The following is a 19241-nucleotide window of genomic DNA, read 5'->3' as shown; positions in this document are numbered from 1 at the left end:
CGCGGGCGCGGCCGGATCTACTCCCGGCGCGGCGCGGCGCGGCCTGGCGCGGCGCGGCGCGGTTGCTTACTCGCGGTCGAACTCGCCGCTGCGGTCCCCGCGGTCCGCGAGGTCGTCCACCGGGTCGGACTCCCCCGGCACGTACTCGAACTCGGCCGAGGTCTGGTCGAGCACCTGGCGGGACTTCGTCATTCGGTAGGTGAACGCGGTCTGGAGTCCCTCGACGTCGGCGAACACCGTGACCTCGTCGTCCAGCGCGTCGCTCGTGGCCGTGCGGGTGTCGGTCGTGCCGTCGAAGGGTCCGCCGTGGAAGATCGCGGTGTACTCGTCGCCTTCGTGGATGGTGATGTCGCTCATGCATCCCTTCTACCAGGCACCACCTGTTGACACATTCATAGCCTCGCTATATAGTTTTGCTATGGAATCACCGCGTGAACAGACGATCGAGACGCTCCTCGTCTCCGTCAACCGCCTGATCCGCACCGCAGCGCAGGCGACGGGGAACACCACGTCCTCCGCCGTCTGGCGCACGCTCGGCATCCTCGAGACCGACCAGCCGCTCCGCCTCGGCGAGCTCGCTGCCGCCTCCCGCGTCGCGCAGCCCACGATGACCCGACTCGTCGCGGGCATGCTCGCCGACGGGCTCGTGTCCCGCAGCGTCGATCCAGACGACTCCCGCGGGCAGCTCATCGAGCTCACCGACGCCGGCCGTGAACGCCTGACGTCCTGGCGGGTCACCCTCACCCGGACGGTCGGCCCGCTCTTCGCCGACCTGTCCGACGACGAGTGGGACACCCTGCACGACGCCGTCGAGGTCATCGCCGCCCGAACCTCCACCGCCACCAGAACGGAGACCCACGCGTGAACGCCCACGCACCCGCCGCACAGTCCGGCAGCATCCTCAAGCAGTCATCAGCGGTCTGGGCGATCGCCTTCGCCTGCGTCGTCGCCTTCATGGGCATCGGCCTCGTCGACCCGATCCTCCCCGCCATCGCCTCGTCCCTCAAGGCCACTGCGGCGCAGACCGAGCTCCTCTTCACGAGCTACCTCGCCGTCACCGGTGTCGCGATGTTCTTCACCAGCTGGGTGTCCAGCCGCATCGGCGCGAAGAACACCCTGCTCATCGGCCTCGCCCTCATCGTGCTGTTCTCGGTGCTCGCGGCGACGTCGAACAGCGTGTGGACGATCATCGACTTCCGCGCGGGCTGGGGTCTCGGCAACGCACTCTTCATCTCCACCGCACTCGCGACGATCGTCGGGGCAGCCTCCGGTGGCACCGCGTCCGCGATCATCCTGTACGAGGCGGCGCTCGGCCTCGGCATCGCCGTCGGCCCGCTCGTCGGCGGCCTGCTCGGCTCCGTCAGCTGGCGCGGCCCGTTCTTCGGCGTCACGACGCTCATGGCCATCGCGTTCATCGCCATCGTCACGCTCCTCAAGACGAAGAACCTCGAGAAGCCCTCGCCGACCAAGCTCTCCGCACCGTTCCGTGCGCTCGGTCGCCCGGCACTCGCCGCCCTCGCCGTCACCGCGCTCTTCTACAACATCGGTTTCTTCGTCCTGCTCGCCTACACGCCCTTCCCGCTCGGCTTCGGCGCACTCGGCATCGGCTTCACCTTCTTCGGCTGGGGCGTCGGCCTCGCGATCACCTCGGTCTGGGTCGCCCCGATGCTCACCGCACGACTCCGCCGCACCACCGTGCTGAAGATCGCGCTCCCGCTGCTCGCGCTCGACCTGTTCGCCGCCGCCGTGGTCGTGCAGTCGCAGGTGGGCCTGATCATCTGCGTCATCATCGGCGGCCTCGTGCTCGGTGTCCTCAACACCGTGCTCACCGAGTGCGTCATGGAGGCCACCGACCTCCCCCGCTCCGTCGCCTCGAGCGCGTACTCCGCGGTGCGCTTCATCGGCGGTGCGATCGCCCCGCCCGTGGCCACCCTGCTCGCCGACCAGTTCGCCCCGTCTGCCGCGTACGTGTTCGCCGGGCTGTCCGTCGCCGTCGCGTTCGTCGTCGTGGTGTGCACCACGCGCGTGCTGCGCCGGGTCGACGACGGCGCCGAGCCCGAGCCCGTCGAGGCCGAGGCCATCGCCGCCGGCGAGATGGCGTAGCCCGGCGCCTGCGGCAGGCGGCGCCGGCGGCGCGGCTGGCCGCGCCCCGCGCTCCGCGCTCCGCGCTCCGCGAGCGGGCGAAGTACGTCCCGCTCACCCGCCGCACCCAGCACCTTCCGCCCGCTCGCGCGCTCACCCGCGCGAGCGGGCGTTCTCCGTCCCGGTTGCACTCCGCACCCCGCGCATTCCGCCCGCTCGCGGATTCCGGGGTGACCGCCTCGAGGCGCGGGTCGACCCCCGAGACCGGCGCCGCGCCTCCAGGCACTCGCGCCCACCCCGCGAGCGGACGAAATCGGGCTCGGTCGCGCCCCGCAGCCGTCACATACCGCCCGCTCGCCGCGCCGCACCCGCGAGCGGGCGCAATCGGGCTCGGTCGCGCCCCGCAGCCGTCGCATACCGCCCGCTCGCCGCGCCGCACACGCGGGCGGGCGAATCCTGCGCGGCCCACGCCCCGCACCCCGCGCATTCCGCCCGCCCGCGCTGGTGGCACGGCCGACGCCTGGAGGCGCGGGTCGGCCCCCCGAGACCGGCGCCGCGTGTCCGGACACTCGCCCGCACCCCGCGCCACGAGCGGGCAGAAAAGGTCCCGTTGGCGCCTCGCAACGCGCACATACCGCCCGCTCGCGCTCCCCCCGCACCACGAGCGGGCGGAAAACGTCCCAGCCGCGTCCCGCAGCGCGCGCATACCGCCCGCTCGCGGACCCCGCCCCGCCGCGGAGCCCGCGCGGCACACGGACCCCCAGCGCGGAGCGGGCGGAAAGCGACCCCGCCCCGCCGCGGAATAGGATCGACACCATGGCAACTGCGAACGACCGCCTCGTCTGGATCGACTGCGAGATGACGGGCCTCGACCTCGAGGTCGACGAACTCGTCGAGGTGGCCGTGGTCGTCACCGACTTCGACCTCGTCCCCGTGCACCCCGGCTTCGACATCGTGATCAAGCCCGACCAGTCGGCGCTCGACAACATGAACGAGTTGGTCACGAACATGCACACCACCTCGGGGCTGCTCGAGGAGATCCCGAACGGTGTGAGCCTCGCGGACGCCGAGTACCAGGTGCTCGAGTACATCCTCGAGCACGTCCCCGCCGAGGGCTCCGCTCCCCTCGCGGGCAACACCATCGGCACCGACCGATCGTTCCTGTCGAAGTACATGCCCCGCGTCGACGGACACCTGCACTACCGCAGCGTCGATGTGTCGAGCATCAAGGAGCTCTGCCGCCGCTGGTTCCCGCGCGTGTACTTCAACGCGCCGGAGAAGCACGGTGGTCACCGTGCCCTCGCGGACATCCTCGAGTCCATCCGCGAGCTCGAGTACTACCGCCGTGCGGGCTTCGTGGCCGAGCCCGGCCCCACCTCGGACGACGTCAAGGCCGTCGCGAGCGAGGTCGTCGCCAAGTGGGAACCGCGGCTCGCGCAGTAGGACACACCGCCTGCGGCGCGTCCAGGAGGCGCGGCTCGCCCCTCGTGTTCTGACCCGCCTCCGGCATGTACTACTATTGAGTGGTCGCGCCGGTCGCCCGGTGTGCACATGGTGGATATAGCTCAGTTGGTAGAGCGCCTGGTTGTGGTCTAGGAGGTCGCGGGTTCGAGACCCGTTATTCACCCCAGTGCTGATGCAGATCAGCGGAAGGCCCCGGTCCCTCGGACCGGGGCCTTCGTCGTTCGATCAGGTTGTCCTGCAACGATCGGCGACGTGATGGAGATGTCCGCCGACGCGTTCGAACAGCTCGTGACCGACGAACTCGACCTGCTGCCGGACGAGATGGTCGACGGCCTCGACAACGTGGTGTTCGTCGTCGAGGACGAACCGGAGAACGGCGAAGAGCTCTTCGGCGTGTACGACGGCATCGCGGCGACCGAGCGCGGGCAGTACGGCTTCGGCGAGCTGCCCGACCGGATCGTGGTGTTCCGGAAGCAGCACCTCGCCGAGTGCGACACGCTCGAGGAGCTCAAGGACGAGGTCCACACCACGCTCGTGCACGAGATCGGGCACTTCTACGGCATCGACGACGAGCGCCTCCACGAGCTCGGCTGGGCGTAGCCGCCGCCCACGCCGCCCGAGTCTCGGCTGGGCGGACACTTTCGTGGCGGTGCGGGCGCGAAACTGTCCGCCGGGTCGAGTCTCGCCACCCGCCCGCCCGCCCGCCCCAGCACCTCAGAACCGCGTCGGCCCCACCTCGTGGTACTTCTCCCACGCGTCCACCGGCCCCCGCCCGTGCAGCGCGTACTCCCCCACGAGCCGCTCCTTGTAGACCGCCGGGTTGTGCGACGCCACGACCCGGGCGTTCCGCCAGTGCCGGTCCAACGCCCGCGTGCGATCGGCCGCCGACGCCCCGCCGACCTCGAACAGCTCCGACGCCGCCCGGAGCACCCGCGGCCCGACCTCGATCTGCGCCTGGTAGACCGCGTTCTCGGCGGCGTCCAGCAGGGCACGGTCGACGCCGGCCCCGGGCTCGTTCGTCCCCACGACCCCGTCGAGCAGCCCGGCCGCGGCGACGACGAGCGACCGGGCCGTGAACGCCCCGGCCGACAACCGACCGAGCACGGCCAGCACCTGCGGGTCGTCCCCGGGCCGCGCGGCGTTCGCGTGGATGTACGTCCGGGTCCGCGGTCGCACGAACGCGACGGCGTCGTCAGACACCGCCTGCCCGATCCCGGCGAGGACCGCCAGCAGGTACAGCTGGTAGAAGGCCTGGATGTGGGACAGCGGGGCGTCCCGGTACGCCGACACCACCGAGGGGTCGACCGACACCCCGTCGAACACCGTGGTGCCGGACGCGGTCAACCGCTGCCCGAACCCGTCCCAGTCGTCGACCGAGGTCACGCCGACCGCATCGGTCGGGACCGCGAACGTGACCCGGTCGCCGTCCCGGTCCGCCGCGAGGTAGATCCAGTCCGAGTAGAGCGTCCCGGTCGAGTAGAACTTCCGGCCGTCGAGACGGACGGAACCGTCCTCGGCGACGCGCACCGTGGTGGAGATGTCGGCGAGCGTCGTCCCGGTCCGCTCCGACGTCGCGTTCCCGATGATCGCCCCGTCGACGATCCGCTGCAGCCACTCGTCCCGCCCGGTCGACGACGGCCGGAGGAGCACGAGTTCGGTGTACCCGAAGTGCCCGCGCCACAGGTGCGCGATGTTCGAGTCGGCAGCGGCGAGGTCGGCGACGAGGTGCACGAGTTCGACGAGCGTCACGCCGAACCCGCCACGGTCCTCCGGCACGCGGAGCCGTCCGAACCCCGCGTCGGCGAGCGCACGGACCTCGTCGTGCGGCAGCGGCCGGTCCCCCGGCGTCCCGGACGCCAGCTCGCGATCGACGGCCCCCTCGCGGATGCGGTCGAACAGCGGCTGGAACCGAGCGCGCAGCTCCGTCAGACGGCTGGTCGCGGTGCCGCCCTGGAGGGACGGCTCGCCCCCGGTGGTCGTCGTCGCGTCGGTCATGCGGTCACCTCCACGGCGTAGCGCGCGGCGTCCGCGCCGGTTCCGGCAGCTCCGCCCGTGAACGCTCCCCGCCACCGCCGCGCCGGGTGGCTCTCGGGCAACTGCGGGTGGCCGAAGAGCTTCTCGCGCAACGTCCCCTCGCGGTACTCGGACTGCATCAGTCCGCGTTCCTGCAGGGTCGGGGCGATGTCGTCCACGAACTCCTCGTAGGAGCCGGGCAGGGTCCAGTTGATGACGTTCACCCCGTCGACCCCGGCGCGCTGCCAGTCGGCGAGCTCGTCGGCGATCTGCTCGGGCGTCCCGACCACGCGGGCACGGAGCTTCGCGGAGAGTCGGGCGAGGTCGGCGATCGTCGGCTCGCGGTCGCCGGCGGCCTCCCGGAGCCACTGCAGGTGCGACTGGCCGGCGTGGGTGCGGACCTCGGACAGCGGGGTGTCCGGATCGAGGGCCTCGCCGGTGTCCGGGTCGAAGCCGAGGTTCGAGTGCACCAAGAACCCGTCGGCGGCCAGGTACTCGTCGATCTCCGCTTCCTTGGCCTTCGCCTCGGCTTCGGTCGAGCCGGTGACGAACGTCAGCCCGAGGAAGAAGGCGATGTCGTCCCGCTGCCGCCCCGCTGCCGAAGCGAGGTCACGGGTCTCGCGGATGAGCTGCTCGGTGGCGTCGCGGTTCGACGTCAGGATGAACTGGGCCTCGGCGTTCCGCGCGGCGAAGGCACGGCCGGCCGGCGAGGACCCCGCCTGGAAGAGCACGGGCGTCCGCTGCGGCGAGGGTGCCGACAGGTGCGGGCCCTGCACGTCGTAGCGCTTCCCGTGGTGGTCGATGCGGTGCACCTTGTCGGGATCCGCGTAGCCGCGCACCGGGTCCTTGAGCACGGCGCCGTCCTCCCACGACCCCTCCCAGAGCTTCGCGCAGACCTCGAGGTACTCCTCGGCCCACACGTAGCGCTCGTCGTGCTCCTCGAGCCGATCGGCGCCGAAGTTCCGCGCGGCGCTGTCGAGGGCGCTCGTGACGACGTTCCAGCCGATCCGGCCCCGCGTGATGTGGTCGAGGGTGGAGACCTTGCGGGCGAAGTCGAACGGGTGCGACTGGATGACGCTCGACGTGAACGCGAGCCCGAGGTGCTCCGTCGACACGGCGAGCGCCGAGAGCAGGACGGACGGGTCGTTCGAGGGGATCTGCAGCCCCTCGCGCAGGTTCGTCGAGTAGTCGCCGCGTCCGGGGCCGTACGTCCCGACGACGTCCGCGAAGAACATCGCGTCGAACTTCCCGCGCTCGAGGGTCTTCGCGAGGTCGGTCCACAGCGTGACGTCGTCGAAATCGGCCTGACGGGCGTCCGGGTGCCGCCAGAGGCCGTGCTGGATGTGCGACGTCGTGTTCATGACGAAGGCCGCGAAGCGCAGCGGGCGGTTCGGTGCATCGCTCATGCGGTCCATGTTCCCCGTCGTGGTGTCGCGGGAGGGCGTGACGTGACCTCGCGTTACGCGGGGTGTTCCCCGAGGTGCGCGACGCGACCATGCTCCTGAGGGTGCCGAACTCGACCACCGCAGCCGCGCCTCCAGTCCGTTCCACCGCACCGTCGACCACCGCGACCCGCCGTCGCGTCGCCCTGGCGTCCTTCGTCGGGACGACCGTGGAGTACTACGACTTCTACCTGTACGCGACCGCGTCCGCGCTCGTGTTCGCGCCCACGTTCTTCCCCTCCGTGACCCCCGCGGTCGGCGTCATCGCGTCGTTCGCGACCTACGGTGTCGGGTTCGTCGCCCGCCCGCTCGGCGGGATCATCGCCGGCCACCTCGGCGACCGGATCGGGCGGAAGAAGCTGCTCGTCGCGTCGCTCGTGCTGATGGGGATCGCGTCGACGCTGATCGGGGTGATCCCCTCGGCCGCGACGATCGGCGTCGGTGCCGTCGTCGCGCTCGTGGTCCTGCGGCTGCTGCAGGGTGTCGCGGCCGGCGCCGAGTGGGGTGGGTCGGCGCTGCTGTCCGTCGAGCACGCACCCGAGCGGCACCGCGGACTGTTCGGGGCGTTCACGCAGATGGGCTCCGCGGGCGGGATGCTCCTCGCGACCGGTGTCTTCACGCTCGTCCGGGGGCTGCTCGGCACCGAGGCGTTCCTGGCGTGGGGCTGGCGGCTGCCGTTCCTGTTCTCGGCGGTGATCGTGGCCGTCGGGCTCGTCATCCGGCTCGGCGTGCAGGACGCGCCGGTCTTCCAGGAGCTGCGCGCCTCCGGGGACATCGAGCGGTTCCCGGTGTGGCAGGCGATCCGGCGGCACCCGCGGGCGATCCTCGTCACCGCGGGGCTGCGGCTCGTGCAGCCGGCGCTGTACTCGATCCTGACGACGTACTCACTGACGTACCTCGGGTCGGTGCGGGGCCCCTCCGGCGCTTCGGCCGGGCTCCAGGCCGTGCTCGTCATCTCCGCGGTGTCGCTCGTGTCGACGCCGTTCTGGGGCTGGCTGTCCGACCGGGTCGGCCGACGGGTGCTGACGATCTGGTCGGCGGTGGGGATCGCGGTGCTCATCTGGCCGTTCTTCGCGTTCCTCGACGCGGGGCCGCTCGTGCTGCTGCCGCTCGTGGCGCTGATCGGGATGTGCGTGTTCCACGACAGCATCTACGGGCCCCAGGCAGCGTGGTTCGCGGAGCAGTTCCCGACCGGTCGGCGCTACTCGGGGATGTCGCTCGGGTACCAGATCGGGTCGATCTTCTCGGTGGGGCTCACGCCGTTGCTCGCGGCCGTGTTCGTCGAGCTCGGTGGGGGCTCGCCGTGGATCCTGTGCGGGTACCTCGGGGTGTACGCGGTGCTCTCGATCGTCGCGGCCGTGTTCGCGGTGGACCCGGTGGCGGCGGCCCGGCGGGGGCAGCGCCCGCACGCGGAGCGCCCTACGTCCGCAGCACCACGTCCGCCAGCTCCGCCGGCCGCTCGGCAGCGATGAACGCCGCCTCCTGCGCCGCCCACCGGTCCCACTCCCGCGCGAAGGACTCGCCGTCACGCCCGATCGCCCGCTCCCACCGGGTGTCGTCGTCGGCCTCGAGCCACACCCGCAACGACGCGAGCGGCGCCGAGCCCCGGGACAGCGCACCGCACCCCTCGACCACGATCGGCCGCCCGGGGTCGACGGCGGCCCACTCCGCCGGGCGCGAGGTCGCCCAGTCCCACCGTCGGTAGCCGGAGCGTCCCCCGAGGACGTCGGTCACCACAGCCTCCGCGGCGGCCTGCAAGCCGTCCCATCCCGGGTAGACGTCGTCGAGGTGGACGACCTGCGCGCCGAGCCGGTCCGCCAGGGAGTCGCCGAGCGTCGTCTTGCCCGTGCCCGACCTGCCGTCGACGAGCACGACGAGGCGGGTGCCGGATGCGGTCGCGACCCCGGCGGCCGCGGCGGCGAGGCCCTCGACGAGCGAGTCGTCGGGACCGGCCGTGCCGTCCGCGCCGCGCGCGCCACCCGCGTCGCGTTCCGTCTCAGGCACGCCACGTCCCCGCACCCACGGCCACCGCGATCGACACGACACCGATCCCGACGAGCACGCCGACCATCGCCCACTCCGGCCCCGCGAACCGCACACTCCGCGCCCACGTCCGCCGCCCGGGAGCGCCGAACCCCCGCGACTCCATCGCCACCGCCAGCGTCGTCGCCCGCCGCAGCGCCAGCACGAGCAGCGCGAACGCCATCGACGCGCCGCGCCGCAGCCGTCCGGTGTCCGCGACGCCGCGGGCCCGACGGGCCATGCCGAGCTGTCGCCAGTCGTCCCCGAGGAGCGTCATCATCCGGATCGCCGCGAGCGCCCCGAGCACGAACCGTGCCGGCAGCCGCAGGAGCTGCGCGAGCCCGTCCGCGAGGTCGGTCGGGTCCACCCGCACGAACAACGCCACCGCCGGCATCCCGATCGCCAGGACACGGAGCGCCGTCGCGAGCGCGAGTGCGAGCGACCCGTCGGTGACGTGCGCGAAGCCGAGGTCGAACCAGGACCGCCCGGACGGCCGCCCGTACAACGCGATGCTCAGCGCGGTCAGCGGCACCGCGACCAGGACCGGCGAGGTCCGCAGCAGCAGCGTGCGGGGCGGGATCCGCAGAAGCGGCAGGAGCAGGAGTTCGAGACCGAGCGCGACCGCCGCGGACACGACGTCGAGGCTGAGCACGAGGCACACGCCGAGCGCGAGGACGCCCAGCAGCGAGGCCACCGGCTGGACGCCGCGGACGCCGCGTGCACGCGTGGTGCCGTCGGGTGGTCCAGGAGGCGCGGCTCGTCCGGGCAGACCGGCCGCGGCGTGGTGCGCGGTCACGGTTGCACCTCCGTGGCCGGGTCGCGCAGGTCGGCGGCCGGCCCGACGGCGGTCGCCCCCGTCGTTCCTGTCGCGCCTTTCGCGCCGAGCACGATCTCGTCCGCTTCGAGCGCGCGGACGAGGTCACGGTCGTGCGTCACGGCGACGATCGCGGTGCCGGAGTCGGCGAGTTCGCCGAGCCGGTCCACGACGGCCTGCCAGGTCGCCCGGTCCTGACCGGAGGTCGGCTCGTCGAGCACGACGACGGGCGGCCGGGAGGCGATGACCGTCCCGATCGCCAACCGCCGCTGCTCACCGCCGGACAGCGTGAAGGGGTTGGCGTCGGCGAGGTGCGCGAGGCCGAACGCGTCGAGGAGCTCGTCGACCCGGACGTCGACGTCCGCCGCTCCGAGGGCGCGGGGGCCGACGGCCAGCTCCTCACGCACGGTGCGGGCGACGAACTGGTGCTCCGGGTCCTGGAATACTGTGCCGATCCGACCGGCCAGCTGCCTGCTCGTCCACGCGGCGGGGGCGTCGCCGATGCCGTCGGCGAGTGCCGTGCCCGCGCGGAGCGTCCCCGCGGCGGGGCGCAGGAGCCCGGCGAGCGTGAGGCCGAGCGTCGACTTGCCGATGCCGTTCGGCCCCGTGACCGCGAGGACCCGTCCGGCTCGGACGTCGAGGTCGATCCCGCTCCCGACCGGCTGCCGCCTGCCCCGGGCGGTCCCGAGCCCCCGCGCCGCGAGCAGCACCGGGTCCCGATCGCCGAGCGGGCGGATTCCGTCCGGTCCCCCGCGGTCGGCCCCGCGCATTTCGCCCGCTCGCCGCGACGTGCGGGTGCCCCGGCGCGCCGAACCCCGCTCGGGCTCGGAGCCGGGCACCCACACGCCCGCCGCGGTCAACGCCGGACCGTGCTCGGCGAGCACGTCCGCAGGCGCACCGTCCGCGACGACACCCCCGGCCGGCTCCAGCAGCACGAGTCGGTCGACCAGGTCCAGCCAGGTCCCGATGCGGTGCTCGACGACGAGCAGCGAGCACCCGGTCTCGTCGAGCAGCGCCCGCACGGCGTCGTGCACCTGCACCACGCCGGAGGGGTCGAGGTTCGCGCAGGGCTCGTCGAGCACGAGGACACCGGGGCGCATGGCGAGCACGCCCGCGAGCGCAAGCCGCTGCCGCTGCCCGCCGGAGAGCATCGTGGTGGAGCGGTCGAGCGGCAGGTCGAGCCCGACGACGTCGAGGGCCGACCGGACCCGCTGCCAGATCTCGTCCCGCGGAACGCCGGCGTTCTCGCAGCCGAACGCCACGTCGTCGCCGACGCGGGACATCACCGTGTGCGCCTCGGGGTCCTGCATGACGAGGCCGACGCGGCCGCGGACCGCGCGTGGTTCGGCACCGTCGACCAGGACCGAGCCCTGGACGGAGGCCGCGGTGTCGTCGGTGGCGTCCGGCTCGTCCGGGAGCACGCCCGCGACCGCCCGCAGCAGCGTCGACTTGCCAGCGCCCGAGGGACCGACGATCGCAACCCGCTCCCCCGGCTCGACGGTCAGGTCGACGCCCCGGACGGCCCAAGCGTCACGTTCCGCGTACCGCCAGCCCCAGTCGGAGAAGGTGATCCGCGCGGCTGGCACGGTCACGCGGATGTGCGAGGACCGCGTCTGGAGTGCTCACGGCCCGCCGCGAACGACGACAGGACGCCGGTCGCAGCGAGCGCTCGGACGAGGAACCACGAGCCGACGCCCGCGATCAGCGCACCGGAGACGATCGCCGAGACAACGTAGACGACCTTGAAGGCCAGGTCGAGTCCCGGGTACCACAGCACCGTGTCGTTCAGCCCGAGCGCCAGCCCGGCCGCGGCACCGGCGAGCACGACCACCGGCAGGCGGTAGACGCGGTACAGGAAGAGTGCGAGCACCAGCTCGGCTCCGAGGCCCTGCACGAGGCCGGCCTCGAGCGTCAGCCAGCCCCACTGCGTGCCGAGGAGCGCCTCGACCGAGGCGGCAACCATCTCGGCGTAGAGGGCCGCTCCGGGCTTCCGGACGATGATCGCGACGACGGGCCCGGCGAGCAGCCACACCCCGCCGAAGAGCGCCTGCGTGCCGGGGAGCACGAGCGCGGCGACGGCGCTGATCGGCTCGTAGCCGAACTCCCAGAGCTTGAAGACGACACCGATCGCGACGGCGAGCACGCTCGCGACGACGATGTCGACGACCCGCCAGCGCAGTGAGCGCCTGACGGGGGTGGACGGAACAGCAGTGTGCGTGCTCGTGGACATGGCCCTGGACTCCTCCCTGCGCCGGCATGATCCGGATCAGGTTCGACGGTCGGAGCGCCACTCGCTCCCTCTCAGCCCGGCGATCCCGGACTCCCGTGTGTGTCCCGCCATTGTAGACGTGGTCGCGACCCGGTGACGGATCGCGACCACGGCACGTCCTGGAGGCGCGGTGCGGGCCCGCACCGCGCCTCCAGGTCCGTCAGTGGGTCACTTCTTCAGGACGCGGACCAGCTTGCGCAGGACGGTGCCGGTCACCCAGATGACCGGGACGCTCACCGCGAGGAGGGAGATCAGGTTCGGCTCGAACTCGAGGTCCTTGCCGGGGCGTCGGACGTAGGCGCCGATCGGGATGGAGACGGCACCGCCGCCTCCGCCACCGTTGTCGTCGCCGTCCCCGCCCCCACCGAAGCCGAACCAGCCGAGGGACACCGGGATGAGGGTCTGGTCGCCGACCTCGACCGGCTCCCCGTAGTTCGTGGACACGCCGACGGGGCGTACCTTCTCTGCGATCTGCGTGACGATGTTGGCCATGCGCGCGACGCTACTCGCCCGTTCCTCCACAGGCGGAGCTGCCCGCGCATCCGTCCACAGCCGGAGCTTGTCTGCGGACGCGGTCGGCTCCCACCGATATGTTGGCGGGACCCACACCTGGAGGACCGTTTGCACACCTGGCCCGGCAACCCGTACCCGCTCGGGGCGACCTACGACGGGAGCGGCACGAACTTCGCCCTCTTCAGCGAGGTCGCCGAACGCGTGGAACTCTGTCTCTTCGACGACGACGGGAACGAACAGTGCATCGACCTCGTCGAGGTCGATGCGTACGTCTGGCACGCCTACCTCCCGAACGTCGGCCCCGGCCAGCAGTACGGCTTCCGGGTGCACGGCGAGTACGCCCCCGAGAAGGGGCTCCGCGCCAACGCGAACAAGCTGCTCCTCGACCCGTACGCCAAGGCGACCAGCGGCGACATCGACTGGGACCAGGCACTCTTCTCGTACACGTTCGGCGACCCGGACTCGACCGACGACCAGGACTCGGCGCCCCACATGATGAAGGGCGTCGTCATCAACCCGTTCTTCGACTGGCAGGGCGACCGGGCTCCTCGGATCCCCTACGGCGAGACGGTGATCTACGAGGCGCACGTCAAGGGCCTCACCGAGACGCACCCCGACGTGCCCGAGGAACAGCGCGGGACGTACGCGGGTGTCGCGCACCCGGCCGTGATCGCGCACCTGCAGCGACTCGGCGTCACCACGCTCGAACTCATGCCCGTGCACCAGTTCGTCAACGACTCGACCCTGCAGGACAAGGGGCTGTCGAACTACTGGGGCTACAACACGATCGGGTTCTTCGCGCCGCACTCGCACTACTCGTCCTCGGGCGACCACGGACAGCAGGTGCAGGAGTTCAAGGCGATGGTCCGCGAACTGCACCGTGCCGGCATCGAGGTCGTCCTCGACGTGGTGTACAACCACACGGCCGAGGGGAACCACCTCGGCCCGACGCTGTCCTTCCGCGGGATCGACAACGCCGCCTACTACCGCCTCGTCGAGGACGACAAGCGGTACTACATGGACACCACGGGCACGGGCAACTCGCTCAACGTCGGGCACCCGCACTCCCTGCAGCTCATCATGGACTCGCTGCGGTACTGGGTCACCGAGATGCACGTGGACGGCTTCCGCTTCGACCTCGCGGCCGCCCTGGCGCGTGAGTTCTACGAGGTGGACCGGCTGGCGGCGTTCTTCGAACTGGTCCAGCAGGACCCGATCGTGTCCCAGGTGAAGCTCATCGCCGAGCCGTGGGACGTCGGCCCCGGTGGCTACCAGGTCGGCAACTTCCCGCCGCAGTGGTCCGAGTGGAACGGCAAGTACCGCGACACCGTCCGCGACTTCTGGCGGGGAGAGCCCTCCACCCTCGGTGAGTTCGCATCGCGGATCTCCGGCTCGGCCGACCTCTACGAGCACGACGGCCGCACACCCAAGGCGAGCATCAACTTCATCACGGCGCACGACGGCTTCACGCTGTACGACCTCGTCGCCTACAACGAGAAGCACAACGAGGCCAACGGCGAGGACAACAACGACGGCGAGAGCCACAACCGGTCGTGGAACTCCGGCGCCGAGGGCCCGACCGACGACGAGTCGATCAACGCCCTGCGGCTGCAGCGCCGACGGAACTTCCTCGCGACGCTGCTGCTCAGCCAGGGCGTGCCGATGATCGCCCACGGCGACGAGCTCGGGCGCACGCAGTCCGGCAACAACAACGTGTACGCCCAGGACTCCGCGCTGAGCTGGATCGACTGGGACGCTGCCGACGACGACCTCATCCAGTTCACGGCCGACGTCGTGAAGCTCCGGCACGACCACCCGACGTTCCGCCGCACGCGGTACTTCAACGGGCGTCCGGTCCGTCGCGGGCAGGACGAGCCGCTGCCGGACGTCGTGTGGCTCACGCCCTCCGGCGACGCCATGGAACCCGAGGACTGGGACTCCGGCTTCGGCAAGAGCGTCGGCATGTACCTGAACGGCAACGGGATCCGCGGGCGCGACTCCCGCGGCGAGCGTGTCACCGACGTCGCCTTCATCACGTACTTCAACGCGCACGACGACACCGTGACGTTCACGCTGCCCCCCGAGGAGTACTCGCCGGGCTGGACGGTGCGGATCGACACCGCCGAACCGGGTGCGCGTGACGAGGTCCTCGACGCCGGCACGCCGCTCGACGTCCCGGCACGCTCGATGATCGTGCTGCGGGCCGAGCCCGACCACGAGGTCACGGTGACCCCGGTGGACACCGACTCGTCACGACCGGCCACGGCAGCACCGCAGGACGCCGTCACACCGGTGAACCCCGCCGGCGCCACGGCTCCCTCCGCCACGAGCGGCGGCCAGCAGTGACCGCCCGGCGCGTCCCGACCTCGACGTACCGGCTGCAGGTCACGCCGGACTTCGACCTGTCGGCCGCACGCGACGTCGTCGACTACGTGCGCGACCTCGGCGCGGACTGGCTCTACCTCTCCCCGGTGCTCCAGGCCGAGCCCGGGTCCCAGCACGGCTACGACGTCGTCGACCACGGCCACGTCGACACCGAGCGGGGCGGTGACGACGCGCTCCGTGCGCTCGCCGACGCCGCGCACGCCGTGGGACTCGGCGTCCTGGTGGACGTCGTGCCGAACCACGTCGGTGTGGCGACGCCCGAGGTGAACCCGTGGTGGTGGTCCCTGCTCGAGCACGGCCAGGGGTCCCCCGTCGCCTGGGCCTTCGACGTCGACTGGGACGCCGGGGACGGCAAGCTCCGCGTCCCGGTGCTCGACGACCGGCTGCTCGACGCGGTCGACCTTCGTGACGGCCGGCTGTACCTGGGCGACACGGCCTACCCGACCGCCCCGGGCACGGTGCACGACGGCGACTCGGTGGCCGACGTCCACGCCCGGCAGCACTACGAGTTCGTGCACTGGAAGCGGGCCGACCACGAGCTGAACTACCGGCGCTTCTTCGCGGTGAACACGCTCGCGGCGATCCGGGTCGAGGAACCCGAGGTCTTCGCGGCCTCCCACGGCACGATCGGCGCGTGGTTCCGCGACGGCCTCGTCGACGGACTCCGCATCGACCACCCCGACGGGCTGTACGACCCCGCCGGCTACCTGCAGGACCTCGCGGCGCTCACCGACGGCGCGTACACGCTCGTCGAGAAGATCCTCGAGCCGGGCGAGGAACTCCCCGCGAGCTGGCCGGTCGACGGCACCACCGGCTACGACGCCCTCGGCGTGCTCGACCGGGTGTTCGTCGACCCCGCCGGTGAGGACTCGCTGACCGCGGCGTCCGGGGCCGAACCGACCGACTGGCAACAGCTGACGCACGACACCCGTCGCGGCATCGCGGACGGCATCCTCGGCAGCGAGGTCGAGCGGCTCGCGCGGCTGCTCGGACCCGGCACCGGCAGTGCTGCGTCCGCACCGCTCCCCCACGAGCGGATCGTCGACGCGGTCGCCGAGATCGTGGCCTCGTTCGACGTGTACCGGACGTACCTGCCCGAGGGCGCGCACCACCTCATCGACGCTCTCGAACGTGCGGCCTCGGCGCGGCCGGACCTCGACGACGTCATCGACCGGATCGCCCCGGCGCTGATCGACCCCGCGAACGCCGCGGCGATCCGCCTGCAGCAGACGAGCGGCATGGTGATGGCGAAGGGCGTCGAGGACACCGCGTTCTACCGGACCTCCCGCCTGACGTCCCTGAGCGAGGTCGGCGGCGACCCGAGCGTGTTCTCGGTGTCGGTCCGTGCCTTCCACCAGGCGCAGCGCGACCGGCTCGGCAGCTGGCCGCACACGATGACGACCCTCACGACGCACGACACCAAGCGCAGCGAGGACACCCGCGCGCGCATCGCCGTGCTCGCCGAGCTCGGGCACGAGTGGGCGTCGACGCTCGAACGCCTGCAGTCCCTCGCCCCGCTCGAGGATGCCGTCCTGGCCGACCTGCTCTGGCAGGCGATCGTCGGCGCGCGCCCGGCCAGCCGGGAACGCCTGCACGCCTACGCCGAGAAGGCCTCGCGCGAAGCCGGCGACAGCACCACGTGGACGGCTCCGGACGAGGACTTCGAACGCCGCATGCACGCGCTCGTCGACGCCGCGTTCGACGACCCGGCCGTGGTCGCCGTGCTCGATGCGCTCGACGAACGGATCGACGCCGCCGGGTGGTCGAACGGGCTCGGACAGAAGCTCGTGCAGCTCACCGCACCCGGGGTGCCGGACGTCTACCAGGGCACCGAGTTCTGGGACCGCTCGCTCGTCGACCCGGACAACCGTCGCCCGGTGGACTACACCGAGCGTCGGCACGTCCTGGCCGAACTCGACGGCCCGGACGACGACGGCCCGGAACGGCTCCCCGCCGTCGGGCTCGACGGTGCGGCGAAGCTCCTGGTGACGAGTCGTGCGCTCCGTGTGCGGCGCGACCACCCGGAGCTCTTCACCCGGTACCTCGCGCTCGAGGCGACCGGCAGCGCTGCGGACCACGTGATCGCGTTCGACCGTGGGGGCGCGGTCACGATCGCGACGCGCCTGCCGATCGGGCTCGAGCGGGTCGGCGGATGGGGCGACACCCTCGTGCACGCCGTGCCCCAGGACCGCGTCGACCTGCTCACCGGCCGCAGCGTGCCGGCCGGCCGGGGCATCGCCCTCGCCGAACTGCTCACCGACTACCCCGTCGCACTGCTCGTGCCGGCGCACGTGGCCGAGGCGACGGACCACGGCACGGAGACCCACGCCGACATCGGGGCGACCGCCGACAGCGGCTCCGGCTCTGCCGGAGAGTCCGACGCGCAGGCCGAGATCGACATCCTGGAGGGTCACGCATGACCGCACCCGACCGCTACGCCGTCTGGGCGCCGACACCGGAGCGCGTGCGCCTCGTGGTCGACGGCACCGAGTACCCGCTGACCCGCGGCACCGACGACTGGTGGACGACCGATGCGATCGTCCCCGTCGTCGGTGCCCGCTACGGCTTCCGCATCGGCGACGACGACGCGGTGCGGCCCGATCCGCGCAGCCGCTTCCAGCCCGAGGGGGTGCACGGCCCGTCCGAGGTCGTCGACCCCGCACGGTTCTCGTGGACGGACGACGCGTGGACCGGGCGTCCGGCACGCGGCGGCGTGATCTACGAGATGCACGTCGGCACCTACACGCCCGAGGGCACGCTCGACGCGGCGGCCGCGAAGCTCGAGCACCTCGTCGAGCTCGGCGTGGAGTTCGTCGAGCTCCTGCCCGTCAACGCGGTGAACGGCGAGTGGAACTGGGGCTACGACGGCGTCGGCTGGTTCGCGGTGCACGCTCCCTACGGCGGCCCGGACGCGTACGACCGATTCGTCGACCGTGCGCACGCACTCGGCCTCGGGGTGATCCAGGACGTCGTGTACAACCACCTCGGGCCGAGCGGCAACTACCTGCCGCTCTACGGGCCGTACCTGCTGCAGGGGCTCGGCAACACCTGGGGCGACTCGGTGAACGTCGAGCACCCCGAGGTCCGTCGGTACGTGCTCGACAACGTCCGGATGTGGTTCCGCGATCACCACGTCGACGGGCTTCGGCTCGACGCCGTGCACGCCCTGCGGGACACCACCCGCCCGCACGTGCTGCAGGCGATGGCCTCCGAGACGGACGCGTACTCCGCCTTCGTCGGGCGGCCGCTCTCGCTCATCGCGGAGTCCGACCTCAACGACCCGATCATGTTCCGCCCGCAGGAGGCCTCGGGCTACGGTCTCGCCGGGCAGTGGTCGGACGACTTCCACCACGCGGTCCACGTCGCGCTGACGGGTGAGACGAACGGTTACTACGCCGACTTCGCACCGCTCTCCGCGCTGGCGAAGGTCCTCGAGCACGGGTTCTTCCACGACGGCACGTGGTCGTCGTTCCGGGGGAAGCGGCACGGGAGACCGATCGACCGCGGGACCTCGCCGACGACGGCCCTCGTCGTCGCGAACCAGAACCACGACCAGATCGGCAACCGTGCCGCGGGCGACCGTCTCGCGGCGACCGTGAGTGACGAGGGTCTCGTGATCGCGGCGGCCCTGACGCTGCTCGGCCCGTTCACGCCGATGCTCTTCATGGGCGAGGAGTTCGCCGCCTCGACCCCGTGGCAGTTCTTCACGTCGCACCCCGAGCCGGAGCTCGGCAAGGCCACGGCCGAGGGTCGCATCAAGGAGTTCGCCGAGCACGGCTGGGACGAGTCGGCCGTGCCGGACCCGCAGGACCCCACGACGTTCACGAACTCGAAGCTCGACTGGTCGGACGTCGATTCCGAGCGGGGTGCGGCGATCCTCCGGGCCTACCGCGTGCTCGTCGCCCTGCGGCGGACCGACCAGGCCTTCGTCGACCAGCGGTACGAGGCGAACGCCGTGCGCTGCAGCGAGGACCGGCGCTGGCTCGTGCTCACGCGCGGGTTGCTCGGCCCGGACGCCCGGCCGGTGCACGTCGTGGTGAACTTCCTCGACGACGCGGCCGAGGTGCCCGTCCCCGGCGCCACCGGCGAGGAGCTCTACCGCTTCGGCGAGGCCGACGTCGCGACGGACTGCGTCCGCTTCACCGGGCGTGGAGTCGTCGTCCTGCGCTGACCAGCGCGAAGCTGGTCAGCCCGGAGCCGACCAGCGCGAACCGAACGGCCCGTGGCGACTCCGCCA

General features: G+C 72.0%; 16 protein-coding genes, 1 tRNA gene and 1 riboswitch. Of the genes, 9 read left to right on the top strand and 8 right to left on the bottom strand.

Annotated elements, in window-relative coordinates:
* Window positions 1–66 precede the first annotated feature (66 nt).
* Window positions 67–357, bottom strand: a complete 291-nt coding sequence (locus tag QE359_RS09605; protein ID WP_071295918.1) for a hypothetical protein — start codon at window positions 355–357, stop codon at window positions 67–69.
* Window positions 358–418: 61 nt separating this feature from the next.
* Here QE359_RS09605 and QE359_RS09600 point away from each other — a divergent pair, with 61 nt between their 5' ends.
* The 5 genes from QE359_RS09600 to QE359_RS09580 all read left to right on the top strand — a co-directional run bounded on the left by QE359_RS09600 (window position 419) and on the right by QE359_RS09580 (window position 4146).
* A complete protein-coding gene (locus tag QE359_RS09600; RefSeq protein WP_309778983.1) occupies window positions 419–865 on the top strand; it encodes a MarR family transcriptional regulator in 447 nt (148 codons plus the stop codon).
* The gene (locus QE359_RS09595) at window positions 862–2103 is read left to right on the top strand and encodes an MFS transporter (RefSeq protein WP_309778982.1); all 1242 of its coding nucleotides are present in this window, start codon (window positions 862–864) and stop codon (window positions 2101–2103) included. Before QE359_RS09600 ends, QE359_RS09595 begins: the two co-directional genes overlap by 4 nt.
* 795 nt (window positions 2104–2898) lie before the next feature.
* On the top strand, window positions 2899–3525 hold the full coding sequence (gene orn, locus QE359_RS09590; RefSeq protein ID WP_309778981.1) for an oligoribonuclease: 627 nt from the start codon (window positions 2899–2901) through the stop codon (window positions 3523–3525).
* A 111-nt stretch (window positions 3526–3636) separates the two neighbouring features.
* A tRNA-His gene (locus QE359_RS09585) sits at window positions 3637–3712 on the top strand.
* Between the two features lie 89 nt (window positions 3713–3801).
* Window positions 3802–4146 carry a metallopeptidase family protein gene (locus tag QE359_RS09580; RefSeq protein WP_070416619.1) on the top strand — a complete coding sequence of 115 codons (345 nt, stop codon included), beginning with the start codon at window positions 3802–3804 and terminating at the stop codon, window positions 4144–4146.
* Between the two features lie 114 nt (window positions 4147–4260).
* Here QE359_RS09580 and QE359_RS09575 read toward each other — a convergent pair whose 3' ends face one another.
* Window positions 4261–5541 carry an acyl-CoA dehydrogenase family protein gene (locus QE359_RS09575; RefSeq protein ID WP_309778980.1) on the bottom strand — a complete coding sequence of 427 codons (1281 nt, stop codon included), beginning with the start codon at window positions 5539–5541 and terminating at the stop codon, window positions 4261–4263.
* Complete coding sequence (locus tag QE359_RS09570) at window positions 5538–6965, bottom strand: LLM class flavin-dependent oxidoreductase (protein ID WP_309778979.1); 1428 nt, start codon at window positions 6963–6965, stop codon at window positions 5538–5540. Before QE359_RS09570 ends, QE359_RS09575 begins: the two co-directional genes overlap by 4 nt.
* Window positions 6966–7066: 101 nt before the next feature.
* Between QE359_RS09570 and QE359_RS09565 the strand changes: the two genes are divergently transcribed.
* Window positions 7067–8473, top strand: a complete 1407-nt coding sequence (locus QE359_RS09565) for an MFS transporter (RefSeq protein WP_309778978.1) — start codon at window positions 7067–7069, stop codon at window positions 8471–8473.
* Here QE359_RS09565 and QE359_RS09560 read toward each other — a convergent pair.
* From QE359_RS09560 to QE359_RS09540, 5 genes are all read right to left on the bottom strand, one after another.
* A complete protein-coding gene (locus QE359_RS09560; protein ID WP_309778977.1) occupies window positions 8421–9005 on the bottom strand; it encodes an ATP-binding protein in 585 nt (194 codons plus the stop codon). The genes QE359_RS09565 and QE359_RS09560 overlap by 53 nt on opposite strands.
* Complete coding sequence (locus QE359_RS09555; protein WP_309778976.1) at window positions 8998–9819, bottom strand: energy-coupling factor transporter transmembrane component T; 822 nt, start codon at window positions 9817–9819, stop codon at window positions 8998–9000. Before QE359_RS09555 ends, QE359_RS09560 begins: the two co-directional genes overlap by 8 nt.
* Window positions 9816–11429 (bottom strand): ATP-binding cassette domain-containing protein, encoded by a 1614-nt coding sequence (locus QE359_RS09550; protein ID WP_309778975.1) that lies wholly within the window; start codon window positions 11427–11429, stop codon window positions 9816–9818. Before QE359_RS09550 ends, QE359_RS09555 begins: the two co-directional genes overlap by 4 nt.
* Window positions 11426–12067: an ECF transporter S component gene (locus QE359_RS09545; protein ID WP_309778974.1), complete on the bottom strand. Its 642-nt coding sequence runs from the start codon at window positions 12065–12067 to the stop codon at window positions 11426–11428. Before QE359_RS09545 ends, QE359_RS09550 begins: the two co-directional genes overlap by 4 nt.
* Window positions 12064–12173, bottom strand: a riboswitch (TPP riboswitch). It overlaps the preceding gene by 4 nt.
* 101 nt (window positions 12174–12274) lie before the next feature.
* Entirely contained in the window at window positions 12275–12598 is a 324-nt protein-coding gene (locus QE359_RS09540; protein ID WP_070416624.1) for a hypothetical protein, read from the bottom strand.
* A gap of 129 nt (window positions 12599–12727) precedes the next feature.
* On the opposite strand from QE359_RS09540, the gene glgX reads away from it, so the two are divergent.
* The 3 genes from glgX to treZ are packed head-to-tail and all read left to right on the top strand — an operon-like array spanning window position 12728 to window position 19175.
* A complete protein-coding gene (gene glgX, locus QE359_RS09535) occupies window positions 12728–14965 on the top strand; it encodes a glycogen debranching protein GlgX (RefSeq protein ID WP_070416625.1) in 2238 nt (745 codons plus the stop codon).
* Complete coding sequence (gene treY / locus QE359_RS09530; protein ID WP_309778973.1) at window positions 14962–17424, top strand: malto-oligosyltrehalose synthase; 2463 nt, start codon at window positions 14962–14964, stop codon at window positions 17422–17424. Before glgX ends, treY begins: the two co-directional genes overlap by 4 nt.
* Window positions 17421–19175, top strand: a complete 1755-nt coding sequence (gene treZ, locus QE359_RS09525) for a malto-oligosyltrehalose trehalohydrolase (protein ID WP_309778972.1) — start codon at window positions 17421–17423, stop codon at window positions 19173–19175. Before treY ends, treZ begins: the two co-directional genes overlap by 4 nt.
* Window positions 19176–19241 lie beyond the last annotated feature (66 nt).

It is taken from the genome of Curtobacterium sp. SORGH_AS_0776, from assembly GCF_031453355.1.
Taxonomy (GTDB): Bacteria; Actinomycetota; Actinomycetes; order Actinomycetales; family Microbacteriaceae; genus Curtobacterium.
Note: the sequence above shows the minus strand (reverse complement) of the source record. Positions and strands in the feature narration are given on the sequence as shown.

Bases quoted from the DNA above. Each gene is read 5' to 3' on its own strand.
- QE359_RS09570 (WP_309778979.1), bottom strand. From the start codon at position 6,965: ATGAGCGATGCACCGAACCGCCCGCTGCGCTTCGCGGCCTTCGTCATG.
- QE359_RS09540 (WP_070416624.1), bottom strand. From the start codon at position 12,598: ATGGCCAACATCGTCACGCAGATCGCAGAGAAGGTACGCCCCGTCGGC.
- QE359_RS09605 (WP_071295918.1), bottom strand. From the start codon at position 357: ATGAGCGACATCACCATCCACGAAGGCGACGAGTACACCGCGATCTTC.
- QE359_RS09575 (WP_309778980.1), bottom strand. From the start codon at position 5,541: ATGACCGACGCGACGACGACCACCGGGGGCGAGCCGTCCCTCCAGGGC.
- treZ (WP_309778972.1), top strand. From the start codon at position 17,421: ATGACCGCACCCGACCGCTACGCCGTCTGGGCGCCGACACCGGAGCGC.
- orn (WP_309778981.1), top strand. From the start codon at position 2,899: ATGGCAACTGCGAACGACCGCCTCGTCTGGATCGACTGCGAGATGACG.
- QE359_RS09580 (WP_070416619.1), top strand. From the start codon at position 3,802: ATGGAGATGTCCGCCGACGCGTTCGAACAGCTCGTGACCGACGAACTC.
- QE359_RS09600 (WP_309778983.1), top strand. From the start codon at position 419: ATGGAATCACCGCGTGAACAGACGATCGAGACGCTCCTCGTCTCCGTC.
- QE359_RS09545 (WP_309778974.1), bottom strand. From the start codon at position 12,067: ATGTCCACGAGCACGCACACTGCTGTTCCGTCCACCCCCGTCAGGCGC.